This is a genomic window from Nonomuraea salmonea (assembly GCF_042428605.1).
Taxonomy (GTDB): Bacteria; Actinomycetota; Actinomycetes; order Streptosporangiales; family Streptosporangiaceae; genus Nonomuraea; species Nonomuraea salmonea.
In genome coordinates, this window is record NZ_JBHMCF010000029.1 from 660,035 (window position 1) to 679,292 (window position 19,258).

The following is a 19,258-nucleotide window of genomic DNA, read 5'->3' on the forward strand; positions in this document are numbered from 1 at the left end:
ACCACCGACCACCAGGGCCGACCATCAGGGGCGACTATCAGGCGGGCAGCGGCGGCAGCTCGGGCGGCGTCGCCGGCGGGTGCTCGTCGAGCGCGGCAAGCGCCAGCTCGATCGCCTTGTCGAGCTGCGGATCCCGCCCGGCGACCCGGTCCTGCGGCGTGATCACGACCTCGACGTCGGGGTCGACGCCGTAGTTCTCGACGTCCCAGCCGGGCCCCTCCAGCCAGAACGAGTACCGCGGCTGGGTCACCACGGTGCCGTCCACGAGCGAGTACCGCTGGTCGATGCCGATGACGCCGCCCCAGGTCCGCACACCGACGAGCGGCCCGATGCCGCGGTTCTTGATGCCCTGGCTGACGATGTCGCCGTCGGACCCGGCGAACTCGTCGGCGACGGCCACGACCGGCCCGCGCGGCGAGTCGTCGGGGTAGCGCATCGGCCGGTAGCCGCGGGAGACCGACCAGCCGGTGACCCTGCGCGACAGCTTCTCCAGGACCAGCTCCGACAGGTGCCCGCCACCGTTCTCCCGCACGTCCACGATGAGCCCGTCGCAGGCGATCTCGGTGCGCAGGTCGCGGTGGAACTGCGCCCACCCGGGCGCTCCCATGTCGGGCACGTGCAGGTAGCCGAGCCGGCCGCCGGACGCCTCCTTGACGTGGGCGCGCCGGTCGGCGACCCAGTCGTGGTAGCGCAGCGCGGTCTCGTCGGCGATCGGGCTGACCACGACCCGGCGGACGTCGCCGCCCGACGCGGGCCGCACGGTGAGCTCGACGGGCTGGTTCGCGGTGCCGGCCAGCAGCGCCAGCGGGCCGCGTACCGGATCGACGGGACGGCCGCCGACGGCGAGGATCGCGTCACCCGGACGGACCGCGACGCCGGGGGCGAGCAGCGGCGAGCGGGCGGCGTGGTCGGACGACTCGCCCGGCAGGACGCGGGTGACGCGCCACACGCCGTCGTCGTCCCTGGCCAGGTCGGCGCCGAGCAGGCCCTGGCGGCGGCGCGGGTCGGCGCCGCCGCCGTTGCCGATGGCGTAGGCGTGGGAGGTGCCCAGCTCGCCCTGCGTCTCCCAGAGCAGGTCGATCAGCTCGGAGTGGCAGCCGATGCGCTCGACGAGCGGCTCGTAGCGGTCGAGCACGCCCTGCCAGTCGACGCCGTTCATGTCGGCCCGCCAGAAGTGGTCGCGCATGAGCCGGCCGGCCTCGCGGAAGCCCTGCCGCCACTCGGCGACGGGGTCGATCCGCACGCTGGTCCGGTCGAGGTCGATGGTGACGGGGTCGTCGCCCTCGGTCGCGGCGCGGGTCTGCAGGCCGTTCTTGCCGTGGGTGACGAGCCGGGAGCCGTCGCCGCTGACCTCGAACGAGCGCACCTCCCTGGTCAGCTCGGCCTTGGCGCGCTTCTTGAGGTCGTAGCGTTCGAGCACGACCTCGTGGTTCTGCTCGGAGCCGTCGCCGAGCCGGCCGGTGACCGGGTGGCGCAGCCAGAGCAGCGCGTCCTTGGCGGCGCGCAGGTTGCCGTAGCGGGCGGCCGGCACGGGCACGGGCACCGCGCGGTCGAAGAGGCCGTCGGTGTCCACCTCCGTACGCGGCGGCTCGTCGTCCTTCTTGTCGCCCTTGGCGGGCTTGTCGTCCTCGCCGTTGAAGCCGCGGCCCTGCAGGGAGGGGTCGAACGGGGAGGGCGTGGTGGCCTGGAGGGGCAGGATGTACGGCTTGCACCCGTACGGGAAGGACAGGTCGAAGACGTGCGTGTCGTAGACGGGGTCGAAGGTGCGTACGGACAGGAACGCCAGGTGCTTGCCGTCCTTGGTGAAGACGGGGTCGTAGTCGGCGAACCTGGCAGGGGTGACCTCGATGACCGAGCTGCCGTCCACGCGGCCCATCTTGATCTGCGTCAGCCGCTCGTCGTGCGGGAACTCCCAGGCCAGCCAGCCCGAGTCGGGCGAGAACGTGAGGCCGGAGACGTCGCCCTGGTCGGTGCGGTCCAGCTCCCTGACGTTCCCGCTCTCCACGTCCACGACGAGCAGCCGCCCGTCGTGGCAGGCGGCGGCCACGTGCTTGCCGTCGGGGGCGGCGGCCAGCTCCAGCACGCGGCCGAGCTGCCCGGCCGCCAGCGTGCTGATCTCACCGCCGGGGATGCCGATCTCCAGGGCGTCCTCGCCGGTGGCGTCGGAGACCCACACGGCTCTGCCGTCGGCGTCGAGCACGCGCGGCAGCCGGACGCGGACGCCGGGCTCGGCGCGCAGCACGCCCGCGGGGCCGTCGCGGTGGGTCACCCAGTGGGCGGTGCCGCGGATCTCGACGGTGCTCGCCCGTCCGGTGGCGTCCGGCGCGTACGAGCCCACCCGCAGCGGCGCCGGCCGCCTGGCCCGTCCAGGGCGCGGGCCGCCGAGGCGCACGTCCAGCCGGCGTGGCTCGGCGTCCAGGCTCTCCAGCAGCCACAGGTCACCGGCGTGGGAGTAGATCACGCGGCGGCCGTCACTGGTGGCGTGGCGGGCGTAGAACTCCTCGTGGGAGGTGTGCTTGCGCAGGTCGGAGCCGTCGGGCAGGGCGGAGTAGACGTTGCCGGTGCCGTCGGCGTCGGACAGGAAGACCAGGCGGTCCCCCACCCAGCTCACCGACCAGTACTGCGCCGTGCTGTCGGCGAACAGCCGGACGAACTCGCCGGTCCCCTCGGCGTCCACCCAGATCTTGCCGGCCGTGCCACCCCGGTAGCGCTTCCACTGCGACGGCTCACGCCAGATCGACGACACGGTGGCGACCCGCGGCCCGTCGACGGCCACCTCGCTGATCCACCCGTACGGCAACCGCGTGGCCTGCCCGCCGTCGAGCGGCACCGCGTACGCCCAGCGCCGTACGCGCGAGCTCTGCCCGGCCTCGCTCACCGCCAGCACGTCACCGCCGGCCGTCCAGCCGCGCACGGTGGTGCCGTTGCCGCCCCAGTGGGTCAGCCGCTCGCCCTCCGCCCCGTCGAGTTCGGCGGCGAACACCTCGGCGGCGCCCTCCTTGGTGCTGGTCCACGCGATGCGGCCACCGTCGGGGGAGAAACGCGGATTGCTCACCGGTACGCGGTCGGCGGTGAAGCGCCAGGCCCGCCCTCCCTCCAGCGGCGCGAGCCATACGTCGTCGTCGGCGACGAAGGTGACCAGGTCACCGTGTAGGTGCGGGTATCTCAGGTATGCGCCATTTGTCACCCCTGCACACTAATCGGCGACGTCAAGCCAAGCCCAAGAATTCTTCCACCGGCGGACGGGACCGGCCCTGGAAAACCCCAAGTCCGGGATGCCGCGGGCCCGCACGGGCAGGGGGATGGCCGCTGTCCCGACGTCTGTGAGGCCCTGATGAGGATCTTCGCCCGCGCCCACCACCTTCCCACCCGCCTGGCCGCGGCGGCCGTCATCCTGAACTCCGGCGTCGAGAAGACCGGCGCCGAGGAGCAGACCGCGGCCGGACTGCACGGCATGGCGTCGGGGACCTATCCGTTCCTGGCGAGCATGGAGCCGAAGGCGTTCGTCCGGCTGCTGTCCCGCTCGGAGATCGCGCTCGGCGCGGCGCTGCTCGCGCCGTTCGTGCCGTCGCTGCTGGCCGGGGCGGCGCTCACCGGCTTCGCGGCGGGCCTGCTCGGCCTCTATCTGCGGACGCCGGGGATGCGCAAGGAGGGCAGCCTGCGCCCGACCCAGAACGGCACCGCCGTCGTGAAGGACCTCTGGCTGCTGGGCATCGGGCTGAGTCTGGTGATCGAGGAGCTGGGCGACCGCGACCATCATTGATCTCCGTACTGCGGCCACTAAGGTGCACAAAGCGGGGTAGCCGGGACACATGGTACAGATCGGCTACACCTTGATGTCCGAGCAGACCCCGGCCCGCGAACTCGTCGACTACGCCGCCGCGGCCGAACGGACCGGCTTCGACTACGCCGTCATCTCCGACCACTATTTCCCTTGGCTGGAGGAGATGGGGCACTCGCCCTACTGCTGGTCGGTGCTCGGCGCCGCCGCCCAGGCGACCGAGCGGCTGCCGCTCATGACGTACGTCACCTGCCCCATCATGCGCTACCACCCGGCCGTGGTCGCGCAGAAGGCGGCCACGATGGGCGTGCTGAGCAAGGGCCGCTTCACCCTCGGCCTGGGCGCGGGCGAGAACCTCAACGAGCACGTCATCGGCGAGGGCTGGCCGCCTGTGGACACCCGGCACCGCATGTTCGCCGAGGCCGTGCAGATCATCAGGAAACTGTTCAGCGGCGAGTACATCACCCACCAGGGCGAGTTCTACGACGTGGACTCGGCCAAGCTGTACGACCTGCCGGAGCAACCCGTCCCCATCGGCATCGCCGCGTCCGGCGGCCAGTCCGCTGAGATCGCCGCCGAGTACGGCGACGTGCTGGTCATCAACGAGCCGATGCCCGAGGTCGTGCAGCAGTTCAACGCGGCCGGCGGGCAGGGCAAGCCGGTCTACGGCCAGCTCGCCATCTCCTACGACACCGACCGCGAGGCGGCACTCCAGCGGGCCCACGAGCTGTGGCGCTGGAGTGTCAGCGGCTGGAAGGTGATGGCCGAGCTGCCAGGGCCGGTGAACTTCGCCGCCGCCGCCGGCACCGTACGCCCCGAGGACGTGGCGAAGAGCGTGCCCTGCGGCGACGACGTGGACGCCGTGGTGGAGAGCGTCAGGAAGTTCGCCGACGCGGGGTTCACCCACGTGGCGCTCGTGCAGATCGGGCACGACCGGCAGCAGCAGTTCTTCGACTGGGCCGAGAAGGAACTGCTGCCGGCCCTGCGCGAGGTGTGAACCCCTAGGGGACGATGTTGACCAGCTTGGGCGCCCGGACGATCACCTTGCGCGGCACCCCCTGCAGGTAGGGGGTGATCTTGCCGGAGGCCAGGGCCAGCTCGCGCAGCTCGGCCTCGGTGATGTCGGGCGAGACCTCCAGCCGGTCGCGCACCTTGCCCGCCACCTGCACGACGCACGTGACCGACTCCTGCACCAGCAGCGCGGGGTCGGCCACCGGCCACCCGGCGAACGCCACCGACCCGGTGCGGCCCAGCCGCTCCCAGCCCTCTTCCGCGGTGTAGGGGGCGACCAGCGACAGCATGACCGCCAGCGCCTCGGCCGCCTCGCGCACCGCCGGGTCGGCGGCGCCGGGGCCGGAGTCGATGGCCTTGCGGGCCGCCGAGGTCAGCTCCATCATGCGCGCCACCGCGACGTTGAAGCGCTGGCCCTCGACGAGCTTGGTGACCTCGTCGATCGTGTGGTGGGTGACCTTGCGCAGCTCGGCGTCACCGCCGTCGAACGCGACGCCGGGCTCGCTGGTGACCTCGGACATCACGCGCAGCGCGCGGGCCAGGAACTTCTGGGAGGCCGCCGGGGAGACGTCGGCCCAGTCGATGTCGTCCTCCGGCGGACCGGCGAAGATCATCGTCAGGCGTACGGCGTCGACGCCGAACTCGTCGATCTGCTGGCCCAGGTCGACGCCGTTGCCCAGCGACTTCGACATGGCCTTGCCGCCGTTGATCACCTGGCCCTGGTTGAGCATGCGCAGGAACGGCTCGGTGAAGTCGACCATGCCCATGTCGTGCAGGACCTTGGTGAAGAAGCGGGAGTACAGCAGGTGCAGCACCGCGTGCTCGATGCCGCCGACGTACTGGTCGATCGGCCCCCACTTGCGCACCTGCTCGGGGTCGAACGGGCCCTCGGTGTAGCCGGGCGAGCAGTAACGCAGGAAGTACCACGACGAGTCGACGAACGTGTCCATCGTGTCGGTGTCGCGCTTGGCCGGGCCCGAGCACTTGGGGCACTCGACGTTGACCCACTCGGTGGCGCTGGCCAGCGGGGAGACGCCCTTGGGCGCCAGCGCCTCGCCGCGCATGTCGGGCAGCGTGACCGGCAGCTGCTCGTCGGGGACGGGCACCTCGCCGCAGTCGGGGCAGTGGATGATCGGGATCGGCGTGCCCCAGAAGCGCTGGCGCGACAGCAGCCAGTCGCGCAGCCGGTAGTTGACCGCGCCGGTGCCCCTGCCCTCGGACTCCAGGACCTCGATGATCTTCCTGATGCCCTCGGCCTTGGTCAGGCCGTCGAGCGGGCCGGAGTTGACCAGCGTGCCCTCGCCCGGCGTGGCCTCGCCGGTCTCGCCGGGGTCGGCCAGGCCGGTGTGCACGACGACCTTGACCGGCAGGTCGAACTTGCGGGCGAAGTCGAGGTCGCGCTGGTCGTGGGCGGGCACCGCCATGATGGCGCCGTGGCCGTAGTCGGACAGCACGTAGTCGGCCGCCCAGATCGGGATGCGCTCGCCGTTGACCGGGTTGATCGCGTGGCGGCCCAGGAAGACGCCGGTCTTCTCCTTGTCGGTGGCCAGGCGCTCGATGTCGCTCAGCCGGGCGACCTCGGCGCGGTAGGCCTCGAACGCCGGACGCTGCTCGTCGGTGACGATCTCGTCGGCCAGCGCGGCGTCGGCGGCGACCACGAAGAACGTGGCGCCGAACAGGGTGTCGGGGCGCGTGGTGTAGACCTGGACCGGCTCGTCGCGGCCCTCGATCTCGAACAGGACGTCGGCGCCCTCGGAGCGGCCGATCCAGTTGCGCTGCATGGTCAGCAGCCGCTCGGGCCAGCCGGTCAGCTGCTCCATGTCGTCCAGCAGGCGCTGGGCGTAGTCAGTGATCTTGAAGTACCACTGCGTCAGCTCGCGCCTGATGACGTCGGCGCCGCAGCGTTCGCACCTGCCGGCCACGACCTGCTCGTTGGCCAGCACGGTCTGGTCGTTGGGGCACCAGTTGACCAGGCCGCCCTTGCGGTAGGCCAGGCCGCGCTCGAAGAAGCGGATGAACAGCCACTGGTTCCAGCGGTAGTAGTCGGGATCGCTCGTGTGCAGGCGGCGCGACCAGTCGAAGGAGATGCCGTAGCGGCGGAACGAGTTGGCCTGCGTCTCGATGTTGGCGTAGGTCCACTCCGCCGGGTGGGCGTTGCGCTTGATCGCGGCGTTCTCGGCGGGCAGCCCGAAGGAGTCCCAGCCGATGGGATGCAGGACGTTGTAGCCCTTCTGCATCCAGTAGCGGGCGACGACGTCGCCGATGGCGAACACCTCACCGTGGCCCATGTGGAGGTCGCCCGACGGGTAGGGGAACATGTCGAGCATGTAGCGGCGCTCGCGGGTGTCCGCGAGGTCCTCGCTCGCCCGATAGGTGTCCTGCTCCTCCCATCGCTGCTGCCACTTGGCCTGCAGCGCCTGCGGGTCATACTCACTCACGGCTACTGTCCTTCTGGCTTGATTCGGACCCATAAGAAAACCCCCCGTGCACACAACGAGGGGTGGAGCCGCGACGGCGAGATCTTCAGGGCCGTCGCGGCCCGCTAAGAAGCAGGGTCGCGGAACGCATGTGTCAAGCCTAGCGCACCTCTTCGGATGAATGCAGGCACTCGAAGGGGGTCCGCGGGCACAATGGATCCTTCAGGTCCGGTGAGACCTGATGGTGATGTATCCGTTGTGACCTCATTCGTCCCAGAAGAATAGCCTTGACGCCGTGGTGTACCCAGCTGAGCCAGATCGACCGGAGGACGACCTGCCGCTGCAGGATCCGCCGACCGATCCGCATGGCTTCGCTCGTTTCGCTGCGGAATCACCTGGGTCTCCTGGAAAATCCCATGAGATCATGCGTGGAACGTCAAATCCGGATATAACGGGACATCCGGACACAACCTCGGGAGGACCGGCGGCAATGGCAACGGAGAACTCCGGACCTCATATGCCCTCGTCCTGGCCCGAACCGCCACGGCGCGAGACGCCACCCGCGCCCCACTCCTGGCCCGAGGCGCCCGCCGCCGACGCTCCCACATCCTGGCCAGAGCCGCCCCGTCAGGCGCCCGAGCCGTCCTGGCCCGAGCCGCCGCGCAAGGACCCCTCGTGGCCCGAGCCGCCCGGCGCCGCCCGCCAGGCCCCCGCCCGCCCCGACGCCGCCGCCTACAACAGCGGCCCGCGCGACGCGGGCTCGTACAACAGCGACCCCGGTCCCTACAACAGCGACCCGGGCGCCTATAACAGTGCCCCGCACAACGGTGGCGCTCATAACAGTGGCGCTCATAACAGCGGCCCGCACGGCGCAGAGCCGTCGTGGCCGGAGCAGTCGCGGGCCGGGCAGCCGGGCGGCGCCGGATGGCCGGAGTCGTCCCCGCAGAACGGGCCCATCTCCTCCTGGCCCGAGTCGAACTCGCAGGACGTGCCGATGTCGTGGCCCGACGCGACGCCGCCGCCGCAGAGCGCCGCGGGCCCCGGCGCCTGGCCCGAGGTCTCCTCGAAGGGCGCCCCGCCCCCTGGGCAAGCGCCCAACCAGGCGCCCAACCAGGCGCCCAACCAGGGGCCCGGCCGGCAGCACGGCCAGCAGCCCGGTCAGCCCGCCGACCCCGTGCCCGCGTGGGCGCTGCCGCCCACCCCGACGCCCGGCGCCTGGTCCAACCTGTCCAACCCCGCCCCATGGCCGCCCGCCGACCCGCAGGCGAGCACGCCGCCGGCGGAACGCACGGTCATGTACGGCAACCAGAGCACCCCCCGGCAGGACATGCCGCCGCCCCCGCAGCAGCAAAGTCCCCCTCACGACCAGCCCCCGATTCAGCCACAAAGCCAGGGTCACCCGGCCGACGAGCGTACGGTCACCTACGCCCAGCACACCGAGAACCTCCTCAACGATCGCGCGGTCCCCTCCACCTCCATGGATTCCACACACACCGGCGCACCCCCCGCCGAAGACCAGTCCAACCGCCCCGGTTCCCAGCTGAGCCGCGACCCGTCCGACCCGGAGCACCGGTTCGTCACCGCGGGCCAGATCAGCGGGTCGCGCACGCCGCCGCCCGAGCGCCAGCAGGAGCTCTGGAACACCGTCTTCGGCGACAACTACCAGGCCATGGGCGAGCAGGACGACCTAGACGAGGGCTCCGGCAAGCCGGTCTGGGTCTACGCGCTCGGCGGCTCCGTCGCGGTGGCGCTGGTCGCGGCGCTGCTGTGGGCGTTCCTGTGGGGCCCGCTGGCCCCCGACGACGCGGCGAGCGCCGGTGAGGCGGCGGCGACGGCCAGCGCGTCGGAGAAGCCGACGGCCACCAAGACCGCCACCTCGATCGGCCCGCTGCCGCGCTACCCGGGCAAGGCCTCCGCCGTCACCGGCCGGCTGCCGGTCGCCAACGCCGGCATCTCCGTGCCGCGCCTGGGCGGCGAGTGGCAGCTCGACCAGCGTCCGGCCGTCACCATCAAGGGCACGTACAACTTCATGCACCGCCAGTACGTGCAGGTCGCGCCCGAGCGGTACGCCGTGCTCATGGCGGGCCCGCTGCAGGAGAAGATGGCGTCCTACTACGAGCAGGACAACCTGGAGCCGGTGATCAAGCAGGTCGTGCTGGACGCGCGCAAGCGTTTCTTCCCCACCGGCAACAAGGTCCGCAAGGTCGCCCAGCAGGCCATCAAGGTGGGCGACCAGACCGGGCGGCTGATCGCGTACTCGCTGACCTCCGACACGGAGAAGGCGACGATCGTGACGATGGCCGTGAACACCGGCGCCGACGTGCCGGCCATCGTCTTCATGTCGATCCCGGCGGACAAGAAGCAGCTGCTGCCCGACATCCGTACGGTGATGAACCAGATCAGGCTCACCAACGCCGGTTAGCGGCGTCCGTCAGAACCGGCACTCCATGTGCTTGATGCCATTGATGAAGCTGGAGTGCAGGCGGTCGGGCTCGCCGCCCTCGATGCCGGGCACCCGGCGCAGCAGCTCGCGGAACATCACCGTGATCTCGCGCCGGGCCAGGTGAGCCCCCAGGCAGAAGTGCGGGCCGGGGCCGCCGAAGCCGACGTGCGGGTTGGGCTGGCGGGTGATGTCGAAGCGCAGCGGGTCGTCGAAGACGGACGCGTCGCGGTTGGCCGACCAGTAGAACAGCACGACCTTGCGGCCCTTCTCGTAGAGGTGGCCGTTCATCTCGAAGTCCCTGGTGAGCTTGCGGCGCATGAAGTTCACCGGGGAGGCGAGCCGGACGATCTCCTCGACCGCGCCGGGCGCGCGGCCGTCGACGTCCTGCAGCCACAGGGCGCGCTGGCCGGGGTCGGTGGTGAGCAGGTGCAGGCCGTGGGAGATGGCGTTGCGGGTGGTCTCGTTGCCCGCGACGACCAGCAGGATGAAGAACGAGCCCAGCTCCTGCATGGTGAGCCGCTCGCCGTCGATGTTGGCGTTGACCAGTGACGAGGTGAGGTCGCCGGTCGGGTGCTCGGCGCGGTGGGCGGCGAGGTCCTGGACGAGCTGCTGGAGCTCCATGCCGGCGGTGAGCAGCCGCTCGGCGATCTGGGTGAGGTCGCCGCCGGTGTATTCGGGGTCGAAGCCGCCGAGGATGACGTTGGAGCGGTCGAAGACGTACTGGTAGTCGCGCTCGGGGATGCCCATCATGTCGCAGATGATCTTCAGTGGCAGGCGGGCGGCCACCTCGGTGACGAAGTCGCAGCCGGGGCCCTTGGCCAGCAGGTCGTCCACGATGCCCGTGGCGGCGGCCTCCACGTCGGCCTCGAACTGCTTGATCATCTTGGGTGTGAAGGCGCGCGAGACGATCCTGCGCAGGCGGGCGTGACGGGGGTCGTCCATGTTGATCATCGAGCCGAAGTACTCGGCGAATTCCGCCGGCATGTCGGGGATGTTCGTCGCGCCTCCGTCGCCCGAGCAGAACACCTCGGGGTTGCGGCTGGCCTCCAGGATGTCGGCGTGCTTGACCAGGGCGTAGTAGCCGGGGCCCTTGGGGGCGTAGGAGATCTCCATCTCCTCGAAGAAGGCGGGGCTCTCCATGCGGCGCAGCCGCTCGAACGCCTCCTCACGCTCGCTCATGGGCCGGGCCCAGAAGTCGCGGTCCGACAGGTCGAAGTCCAGGACGCTCATGTGGCAATCATGGGAAAAGCGGCCACTTACGTCAATGGTTCTTACGTACGGCGTACGTACGGCGGCCCGCCCGAAGGCCGCCGCGTACGCGCCCGGGTCAGGCGGCGGGGCCGAGCCAGTCGAGGATGAGGCGGTTGACCTCGGCCGGACGTTCGAGGTGCAGGAAGTGCCCGGCGCCGGCCACCTGCTCGGCCCGCGACCCTTCGGGCAGCCGGCTGATCGCGTCCTTTGCGAGGTGGGGCGCCAGGCAGCCGTCCTGGGCGCCGTGCAGGTAGAGGACGGGGCCGGTGACCCCGTTGTCGACCTCCGGGTAGCGGCCCGACGGCGGCACGGTGCCGAGCATGGCGCGGTAGTAGCCGATGGCGGCCGACAGGTTGGCTGGCTCGCCGATGCTGCGCCGCAGGAAGGCGAGGTCCTCGCCCGCGTCGTAGCCGGGCGACCAGTCGTGCCACAGGTTCTCGAAGAAGCCGGGCGCGGCGGCGGCCGGCTCGGCCAGCGGCGTCTGGAAGAGGAAGATGTAGAACGAGCGCTTGAGCTGCTCGTACTCCAGGAAGGCGGCGCCGAGCGCGCCGGGCGGCGGCACGGCGAGCGTGACGGCGCGGCGGAAGCGGCCGGCGGTGGCGTAGGCGGGGAAGGCGCCCCAGTCGTGGCCGATGACGACGGCGTCGTCACCGCCGCCGAGCTCCTCGTGCAGCGCGCGTACGTCGGCGACCAGCGCGGCGGTCTCGTACGCGGCGTCGGCGGGGACTTCGGTGGGCGCGTAACCCCGCATGAAGGGGGCGACCGCGCGGTAGCCGCGTTCGGCCAGCGCGGGCATCAGGTGCCGCCAGGTGTGCGCGGTGTCGGGGAAGCCGTGCAGGCACAGCGCCAGCGGCCCCTCCCCCAGTGTCAGATACGCGAACTCCACACCGTTGGCGTGGATCGTCCTGATCTCCATGACTGCGAAACCTAGCACGCCGCCACTCGCCCGACCGGGGTTCCCCGTTTCGCTCAGAACGTGTAGCGCAGGTGCTTGACCCCGTTGATGAAGTTGGACAGCAGGAAGTCGGGCTCGCCCACCGCCTTGATCGCGGGCAGGCGGGTGAACAGCTCGCGGAACATCACGGTCATCTCCCTGCGCGCGAGATGCGCCCCCAGGCAGTAGTGCGGGCCTGGGCCGCCGAAGCCCACGTGGGGGTTGGGGTCACGGGTGATGTCGAAGGCGTCGGGGTCTTCGAACACGGCCTCGTCGCGGTTGGCCGAGGTGTAGAAGAGCAGCACCTTGTCGCCCTTGCGGTAGGGGGTGCCGTTCAGCTCGTGGTCGCGGGTCAGCGTGCGGCGGAACTGGATCACCGGCGTCGCGTAGCGGACGATCTCGTCGCACGCGCCCGCGATGCGGCCGTCGAAGTCGGCCAGCAGCTGCTCGCGCTGCTCCGGGTGGTCGGTGAAGAGCTTCAGCCCGTACGCGATGGCGTTGCGGGTGGTCTCGCTGCCCGCCACCACGAGCAGGATGAAGAACGAGCCCAGCTCCTGCGAGCTGAGCCGCTCGTCGCCGTTGACCAGCAGGCTGACCAGGTCGCCCGTGGGCCGCCTGCGCCGCTCGTCGCCGAGGCGGGCGGCCAGCCGGTTGAGCGCGTGGCCGGCGCGCAGCAGCTTGGCCAGGCCCCGGGCCACCTTGACGCGGCCGAAACCGGGGTCGATGCCTGAGTACTCGGGGTCGGCGTTGCCGAGGATGACGTTCGTACGCCGCAGCACCGCGTCGTGGTGGCTCGCGGGGATGCCCATCATGTCGCAGATGACGCGTACCGGGAGGCGGGCGGCCACCTGGGCGACGAAGTCGCCAGGGCCTTCCGCGACGGCCTGGTCCACGATCTCGGCGGCGGCCCGCGCGAGGTCCTCCTCCATCTTGGCCAGCACGCGCGGCGTGAACGCCCGCGAGACGATGCGGCGCAGCCTGGCGTGCCGCGGGTCGTCCATGTTGATCATGGAGCCGAAGTAGACGCTCAGCCAGCGCGGCATGTCGGGGATGCTGTTGGAGCACGGCTCGCTGCTGAAGACGGCCGCGTCGCGGCTGGCCGCGGTCACGTCGGCGTGGCGGACCAGGGCGTGGTAGCCGGGCCCGCCGCCGACGAACGGCACCGCCTGCTCGGGCACGAACACCGGGCGGTCGAGCTCGCGCAGCCGCCGGAACGCCTCCATGCGCTCGGCCTGCGGGCGGGCCCAGAACGGAATCTGTGACAGGTCGAGCTCCGCGGGCAGCGTCATACCGACGAGCCTACGCAAGTGACCACTTACGTCAAGCCTTGTGCCCCCTGATCAGGTCCGCGGCCTTCTCCCCGATCATGATCGCGGGGGCGTGGGTGTGGCCCCTGTTGAGCGTCGGCATGATCGACACGTCCGCCACCCGCAGCCCCTCCACGCCGCGCACGCGCAGCGCCGGGTCCACCACCGAGGCGTCGTCGGCGCCCATCCGGCAGGTGCCGACCGGGTGATAGAGGGTCTCGCCGCGCTCGCGTACCCACTGGGCCAGCTCCTCGTCGGTCTCCGGCCCCCAGTACGGCGCCATCGGCCCGCCCGCGTACGGCTTCATCGCCGCCGTCGCGAACACCTCCTTGGCCCGCTTCAGCCCCGCGACCAGCCGCCTGACATCGGCCTCCGCCGACAGGTAGGCCGGGTCGATGACGACGTCGCGGCCGTTCAGCCCGATCCTGCCGCGGCTCTCCGGCTGCAGCAGCACCACGCCGACGGTCAGGCCGTGCCCGGTCGGCGGGGTGAGCCCGTGGTCCTTGAACGGCACCGGCGCGAACACCAGCTCGACGTCCGGCGCCGGCTCCGCCTCCGAGGTCCTGATGAACGCGACCGCCTCGCCCACGTTCGTGGTGAGCATGCCGGAGCGCAGCACGATGTAACGCAGCAGGTTGGGGATCGACTCGGCCTTGGTCAGCGTCACCGGCTGCAGGCACTCGACGAACACACCGGTCGAGAGGTGGTCCTGGAGGTTCTTGCCGACCTCGGGCAGCTCGTGCACGACCGGCACCCCGGCGTCGCGCAGCTCGTCGGCCGCGCCGACGCCCGAGCGCATCAGCAGGTAAGGCGACCCGATGGTCCCGGCCGCCAGCACCACCTCCAGCCGCGCCTTGATGTGAGCGCCGCCGCTGTGCTCGACGCCCGTCGCCCGCCTGCCGTCGAACGTCACCCGCGTCACCGTGGCGTCGGTGACGACGTGCAGGTTGGGGCGGTTCGCGGCCGGGCGCAGGTAGGCGTCGGCCGAGCTCCACCGCCTGCCCCTGTTCTGGGTGACGGGGGTCGGGCTGTAGCCCTCGTTGGAACGGCCGTTCAGCTCGGCGAGCCGCGGCATGCCCAGCTCCTCGCAGGCCGCGAGGAACGCCGCCGTCGTCACGTTGGGGCTGCGCAGCTCGGAGATGTAGAGGGGACCCGAGGTGCCGTAGACGCCGCCGCGGTTGCTGCCGACGCGGTGCTCGGCCCGGTGGAAGTACGGCAGCACGTCGTCGTACGCCCAGCCGGGGATGCCCCATTGGTCGTAGTCCTGCTGGCAGCCGCGCACCCACATCTGCGCGTTCATCGAGGACGAGCCGCCCAGCACCCGGCCGCGCGGCCAATAGAGCTCACGGCCCGACATCTCACTCTGCTTGGCGGTGGTGAAGTTCCAGTCGTAGCCGGTCCTGAAGAGCTTGGGAAAGCCCGCCGGCATGCGGATCTCCAGCTTGTCGTCCTTGCCCCCCGCCTCGACCAGCGCCACGGACAGCCCCGGATCCTCCGAGAGCCGGTTGGCCAGCACGCACCCCGCAGAGCCGGCCCCGACGATGACATAGTCGTACTCCATTGATCTCCTCCACGGGGCTGGACAACGTGTTCCCTGCTTACTCCACGCCTCGGGAACGCGTCCATATCCACTTGTGACCTGCTCTACCTACCAGCCGGTATGGCGGCCCTGCGAAGATGACCGCGAAGCCGTTCTATAGGGAGGCGTCATGCTCAACCTGTCGATCGTCCTGGAGGACTCCGCCAGGAACACCCCCGACGGCACCGCGATCGTCTTCGGCGACATGCGGCTGCCGTACTCCATGATCGACACAGTGGCCAACCAGGTCGCGAACCTGCTGGTGGCGCGCGGTATCACCAAAGGCGACAAGGTCGCGCTGGCCTGCCCGAACCTGCCGTACTTCCCGTTCGTCTACTTCGGCATCCTGAAGGCCGGCGCGACCGTCGTGCCGCTCAACGTGCTGCTGCAGTCACGCGAGATCGCGTACCACCTCGACGACAGCGACGCCAAGGCGCTGTTCTGCTTCGAGGGCACGCCGGAACTGCCGCTCGGCGAGCGCGGCAAGGCGGGGTTCGAGGCGTCCGAGGGGTGCGAGCACTTCTTCGTGCTGCCCGCGACCCCGCTCGCCACGGAGTCCCCGTACGGCGAGTCGATCTGGGCCGCGCTCGGCGGGATGGCCTCCGAGTTCGAGACCGTGCAGACCGCCCCCGACGACACGGCGGTGATCCTCTACACCTCCGGCACCACCGGCCAGCCCAAGGGCGCCGAGCTCAGCCACCAGAACATGCTGATGAACGCCATGGTCAGCGACAAGATGTTCCCCGCGCCCGAGGAGGGCAACGACACCTACCTGGCGGTGCTGCCGCTGTTCCACTCCTTCGGCCAGACCGTGGTGATGAACACCGGCTTCCTGCGCGGCGCGACCGTCGTGCTGATGCCGCGGTTCGAGCCGGGTGAGGCGCTGGCGCTGATGGTGAAGGAGAACGTGACCTTCTTCGCCGGCGTGCCCACGATGTACTGGGGCATGCTGACGAAGGTCCACGCCGAGGGGCTGGAGGTGCCGCGCTCGCTGCGGGTCGCCGTCGCGGGCGGCGCGGCCTCGCCCGTCGAGGTGCTCAACGACTTCGAGCGCACGTTCGGCGTCGGCATCCTCGAGGGGTACGGCCTGTCCGAGACCGCCCCCGTCGCCAGCTTCAACCAGCCGGGCCGGCCCACCAAGGCCGGCACGATCGGCACCCCCATCTGGGGCGTGGAGATGAAGCTGGTCGACGGCGACTGGAAGACGGTCGAGGGCGAGGGGCCGGGCGAGATCGCCATCCGCGGCCACAACATCATGAAGGGCTACTACGGCAGGCCCGAGGCGACGGCCGAGGTGATGCGGGACGGCTGGTTCCGTACGGGCGACATCGCGACCCGCGACGCCGACGGCTACTACTCGATCATCGACCGCGCCAAGGACATGATCATCCGGGGCGGCTTCAACGTCTACCCGCGCGAGCTCGAAGAGGTGCTCGTCACGCACGAGGCCGTCTCGCTGGCCGCCGTCGTCGGCGTCCCGCACGAGTCGCACGGCGAGGAGATCAAGGCGTACGTCATCCGTACCCCGGACGCCACGATCACCGAGGACGAGCTGATCGCCTGGTGCAAGGAGAACATGGCGGCGTACAAGTACCCCCGCATCGTCGAGTTCCGCGACTCGCTGCCGATGACCGCCACCGGCAAGATCTTGAAGCGCGAACTGCGCTGACCACGCGCTGGCGCCGCCCCTGGGGGCGGCGCCCGCTCCGCGCGAGGACCGCCTCCCTGAACGCGGCCCCCACTTCATGATCGTCATTCTGTGCGTACCCCGTTATTCAGGTGAAGCCCAGGCCGTGGGGCCGGTAGCTTGCTGGGCATGCGGGAGCGGCCGGAGGACTTCGACGAGGGGCTGTTGCGCACCGCGCTCAAGGCGTGGGGGATCGACGCCCCTGCGCTGACCTACGCGCCGGTGGGGTTCGGGGACTTTCACTGGGTGGCGGGTGATCGGTTCGTGACCGTGGCCGACGTGCGGCGGCGGTCGTACGACGCCTTGCGGGCGGCGCTCGACACGGCGGCGGCGCTGCGCGGCGAGGCGGGGCTGGAGTTCGTGGTGGCGCCGCTGCGTGACGCGGAGGGTGCGACGCTGCGCCGGCTCGACCGTCGCTACGCGATGAGCGTGTTCCCGTACGAGGAGGGGCGTCCCGGCGAGTTCGGCGACGAGCAGGACGCGGACGAGCGGGCGGCCGCCATCGACGTGCTCGCCGCTCTGCACGGCACCCCTCCGCCGCTGCCCACGCCGGTCAGCCCCGTGCAGCCGGCGGGCCGTGCGCTGCTGGAGGGGCTGAGCCGGGGAGATGACGGGCTGCCGTGGCTCGGCGGGCCCTACTCCGAGCCGGCCCGGGATCTCGTCGCCGGCCACGCGCGGACGTTGCGCGGGGCGCTGGAGGAGTTCGACCGGCTGGCGGAGCGGCCGGGCGAGCCGGTGGTGACGCACGGCGAGCCGCATCCCGGCAACCTGCTGCGGGCCGGCGGGCGGCTGCTGCTCGTCGACTGGGACACCGTGGGCATGGCCGTCCCGGAGCGCGACCTGTGGCTGGTGGCCGAGACCGGCGACGACCTGGCCCGCTACGCCGACGCCACCGGCCACACTCCTGACCAGGGCCTGCTGCGGCTCCACCGGCTGCGCTGGGCGCTGGACGACGTGGCCGAGTTCGTCCAGTGGTTCCGCGCGCCGCACGCGCGCACGCCGGACGCCGAGGTGGCCTGGCGCGGGCTCCAGGGCACGCTGGAGCTGCTCGCCCACGACGGCTGAGCGCCGAAAGTTTCACACCCGGCCGCGCCCGGCCGGGCTCTCGCGGCAGCTCACGACCTCCACGCCAGGCCCGGCGGACGAGCCCCATTGCGGTGCCGAAATTTTCTGTGGACACTCGCAATATTTCGGCTGCCGATGCGAGAGGATCTCGATGAAGCTGAAAGCTCGACTGGCCGGAGCCGTGATCGCCGCTCTGGCGCTCGTGGTCGCCGGTCTCATCACCGCGCCCCCCGCTTCCTCGGCGCAACTCACCGAGGTGACCGGATTCGGGACGAACCCCACCAACCTCCGCATGCATCTGTACGTCCCCGACGGCGTCCCCGCCCGCCCCGCGCTGCTGGTGGCCGTGCACTACTGCACCGGCTCAGGCCCCGCCTTCTACTCGGGCACGGAGTTCGCCCGGCTCGCCGACCAGCACAAGTTCGTCGTCATCTACCCGTCGGCGACCAGGAGCGGCTCCTGCTTCGACGTCTCCTCGCCACAGGCGCTGCGGCACGACGGCGGCAGCGACCCGGTCGGCATCATCTCCATGGTCAGGTACGTCCAGCAGCGCTACGACACCGACCCCGACCGCACGTTCGTCACCGGCGCCTCGTCCGGCGCGATGATGACCAACGTCCTGCTCGGCGACTACCCCGACGTGTTCAAGGCCGGGGCGGCGTTCAGCGGCGTGCCGTTCGCCTGCTTCGCCACCACCGACGGGTCGAGCTGGAACAGCGCCTGCGCCAACGGCCAGATCAGCAGGACCCCGCAGCAGTGGGGCGACCTCGTACGCGCGGCCTACCCCGGCTACAGCGGCCCCCGCCCGCGCATGCAGATCTGGCACGGCACCGAGGACGGCACGCTGCGCTACCCCAACTTCCAGGAGCAGATCAAGCAGTGGACCGACGTCCACGGCCTGAGCCAGACCCCGAGCCTGACCGACCAGCCGCGCTCCGGCTGGACCAGGACCCGCTACGGCGGCACCGGCACGCAGGCCCCCGTCGAGGCGATCAGCCTGCAGGGCGTCGGTCACAGCCTGCCCCAGGGCGGGATGGCGGCCATGGTCATCGACTTCTTCGGCCTGTCGGACGACGGCCAGGACCCGGACCCGACGACCACGCCCACTCCCCCGCCCCCGGGCGCCTGCCAGGTGACGTACACGATGAACACCTGGAACACCGGCTTCACCGCCGAGGTGAAGATCGCGAACACCAGCCAGTCGCCGGTGTCGTCGTGGACGCTCGGCTTCGCGCTGCCCGCCGGCCAGACGGTCACCTCCGCGTGGAACGCCACGATCACGCCGGCCGGCGGCCAGGTGAGCGCGCGCAACGTCTCCTACAACGGGACGATCGCGCCGGGCGGCTCGGCGTCGTTCGGCTTCCAGGGCACCCACAACGGCAACACCGGCAAACCCCCCGCATTCACCCTGAACGGCGCCGCCTGCTCCTGAGCAACCGGTCGCTTGTCGGTAACGACGCCTCGTTTACCGGGTAACCGCTTGCCCCAGCGCCGAGGGTAGCCATACGGTCACTTTAAGCAGTTGGGGGACAACGAAGGAGAACGAGCACGTGGGCAGGCACGCGAAGCCCCACAATCCGAAGGAGCAGCCGCAGGAGACGCAGGAGGACGCCCAGAACGAGCATCCTCCGAGCCGGGGACGGCACGCGAAGCACACGAAGGACAGGCACCGCTGCACGGCGACGACGGGCGAGCAGGCCGCCGTCTCCTCCTGACGTCACGGGGACACGCCACGGCTCCCGGGCCTTTGAAGGCTCGGGAGCCGTGTCATGAACCGAATCAG

The 19,258-nt window shown here is 70.9% G+C and carries 13 protein-coding genes; 7 read left to right on the forward strand and 6 right to left on the reverse strand.

Annotation, left to right across the window (positions count from 1 at the left end; translation table 11 throughout):
• Positions 1 to 37: 37 nt before the first annotated feature.
• The gene (locus ACFFR3_RS27160) at positions 38 to 3,187 is read right to left on the reverse strand and encodes a S41 family peptidase (protein ID WP_379484056.1); all 3,150 of its coding nucleotides are present in this window, start codon (positions 3,185 to 3,187) and stop codon (positions 38 to 40) included.
• A gap of 147 nt (positions 3,188 to 3,334) precedes the next feature.
• Between ACFFR3_RS27160 and ACFFR3_RS27165 the strand changes: the two genes are divergently transcribed.
• Positions 3,335 to 3,763: a hypothetical protein gene (locus ACFFR3_RS27165; RefSeq protein ID WP_345387778.1), complete on the forward strand. Its 429-nt coding sequence runs from the start codon at positions 3,335 to 3,337 to the stop codon at positions 3,761 to 3,763.
• Positions 3,764 to 3,812: 49 nt separating this feature from the next.
• The gene (locus ACFFR3_RS27170; RefSeq protein WP_345387781.1) at positions 3,813 to 4,778 is read left to right on the forward strand and encodes an LLM class F420-dependent oxidoreductase; all 966 of its coding nucleotides are present in this window, start codon (positions 3,813 to 3,815) and stop codon (positions 4,776 to 4,778) included.
• Between the two features lie 4 nt (positions 4,779 to 4,782).
• Here the strand turns inward: ACFFR3_RS27170 and leuS are convergent, their stop codons facing one another.
• Positions 4,783 to 7,230 carry a leucine--tRNA ligase gene (gene leuS / locus ACFFR3_RS27175; protein ID WP_379484057.1) on the reverse strand — a complete coding sequence of 816 codons (2,448 nt, stop codon included), beginning with the start codon at positions 7,228 to 7,230 and terminating at the stop codon, positions 4,783 to 4,785.
• A 496-nt stretch (positions 7,231 to 7,726) separates the two neighbouring features.
• Between leuS and ACFFR3_RS27180 the strand changes: the two genes are divergently transcribed.
• Positions 7,727 to 9,631, forward strand: a complete 1,905-nt coding sequence (locus tag ACFFR3_RS27180) for a hypothetical protein (RefSeq protein ID WP_379484058.1) — start codon at positions 7,727 to 7,729, stop codon at positions 9,629 to 9,631.
• 9 nt (positions 9,632 to 9,640) lie between these two features.
• Here ACFFR3_RS27180 and ACFFR3_RS27185 read toward each other — a convergent pair whose 3' ends face one another.
• The 4 genes from ACFFR3_RS27185 to ACFFR3_RS27200 all read right to left on the reverse strand — a co-directional run bounded on the left by ACFFR3_RS27185 (position 9,641) and on the right by ACFFR3_RS27200 (position 14,705).
• Positions 9,641 to 10,882 carry a cytochrome P450 gene (locus ACFFR3_RS27185; RefSeq protein ID WP_364363199.1) on the reverse strand — a complete coding sequence of 414 codons (1,242 nt, stop codon included), beginning with the start codon at positions 10,880 to 10,882 and terminating at the stop codon, positions 9,641 to 9,643.
• 97 nt (positions 10,883 to 10,979) lie between these two features.
• Positions 10,980 to 11,819 (reverse strand): alpha/beta fold hydrolase, encoded by an 840-nt coding sequence (locus ACFFR3_RS27190; RefSeq protein ID WP_379484059.1) that lies wholly within the window; start codon positions 11,817 to 11,819, stop codon positions 10,980 to 10,982.
• Positions 11,820 to 11,872: 53 nt separating this feature from the next.
• Positions 11,873 to 13,126: a cytochrome P450 gene (locus tag ACFFR3_RS27195; protein ID WP_364363193.1), complete on the reverse strand. Its 1,254-nt coding sequence runs from the start codon at positions 13,124 to 13,126 to the stop codon at positions 11,873 to 11,875.
• Positions 13,127 to 13,157: 31 nt separating this feature from the next.
• Positions 13,158 to 14,705, reverse strand: a complete 1,548-nt coding sequence (locus tag ACFFR3_RS27200; protein ID WP_364363190.1) for a GMC family oxidoreductase — start codon at positions 14,703 to 14,705, stop codon at positions 13,158 to 13,160.
• Between the two features lie 148 nt (positions 14,706 to 14,853).
• Here ACFFR3_RS27200 and ACFFR3_RS27205 point away from each other — a divergent pair, with 148 nt between their 5' ends.
• From ACFFR3_RS27205 to ACFFR3_RS27220, 4 genes are all read left to right on the forward strand, one after another.
• Positions 14,854 to 16,392, forward strand: a complete 1,539-nt coding sequence (locus ACFFR3_RS27205; RefSeq protein WP_364363187.1) for a long-chain-fatty-acid--CoA ligase — start codon at positions 14,854 to 14,856, stop codon at positions 16,390 to 16,392.
• 147 nt (positions 16,393 to 16,539) lie between these two features.
• The gene (locus tag ACFFR3_RS27210) at positions 16,540 to 17,475 is read left to right on the forward strand and encodes a phosphotransferase (protein ID WP_345387790.1); all 936 of its coding nucleotides are present in this window, start codon (positions 16,540 to 16,542) and stop codon (positions 17,473 to 17,475) included.
• Between the two features lie 151 nt (positions 17,476 to 17,626).
• Positions 17,627 to 18,907 (forward strand): extracellular catalytic domain type 1 short-chain-length polyhydroxyalkanoate depolymerase, encoded by a 1,281-nt coding sequence (locus ACFFR3_RS27215; RefSeq protein WP_364363181.1) that lies wholly within the window; start codon positions 17,627 to 17,629, stop codon positions 18,905 to 18,907.
• A gap of 118 nt (positions 18,908 to 19,025) precedes the next feature.
• A complete protein-coding gene (locus ACFFR3_RS27220; RefSeq protein ID WP_345387796.1) occupies positions 19,026 to 19,190 on the forward strand; it encodes a hypothetical protein in 165 nt (54 codons plus the stop codon).
• Positions 19,191 to 19,258 lie beyond the last annotated feature (68 nt).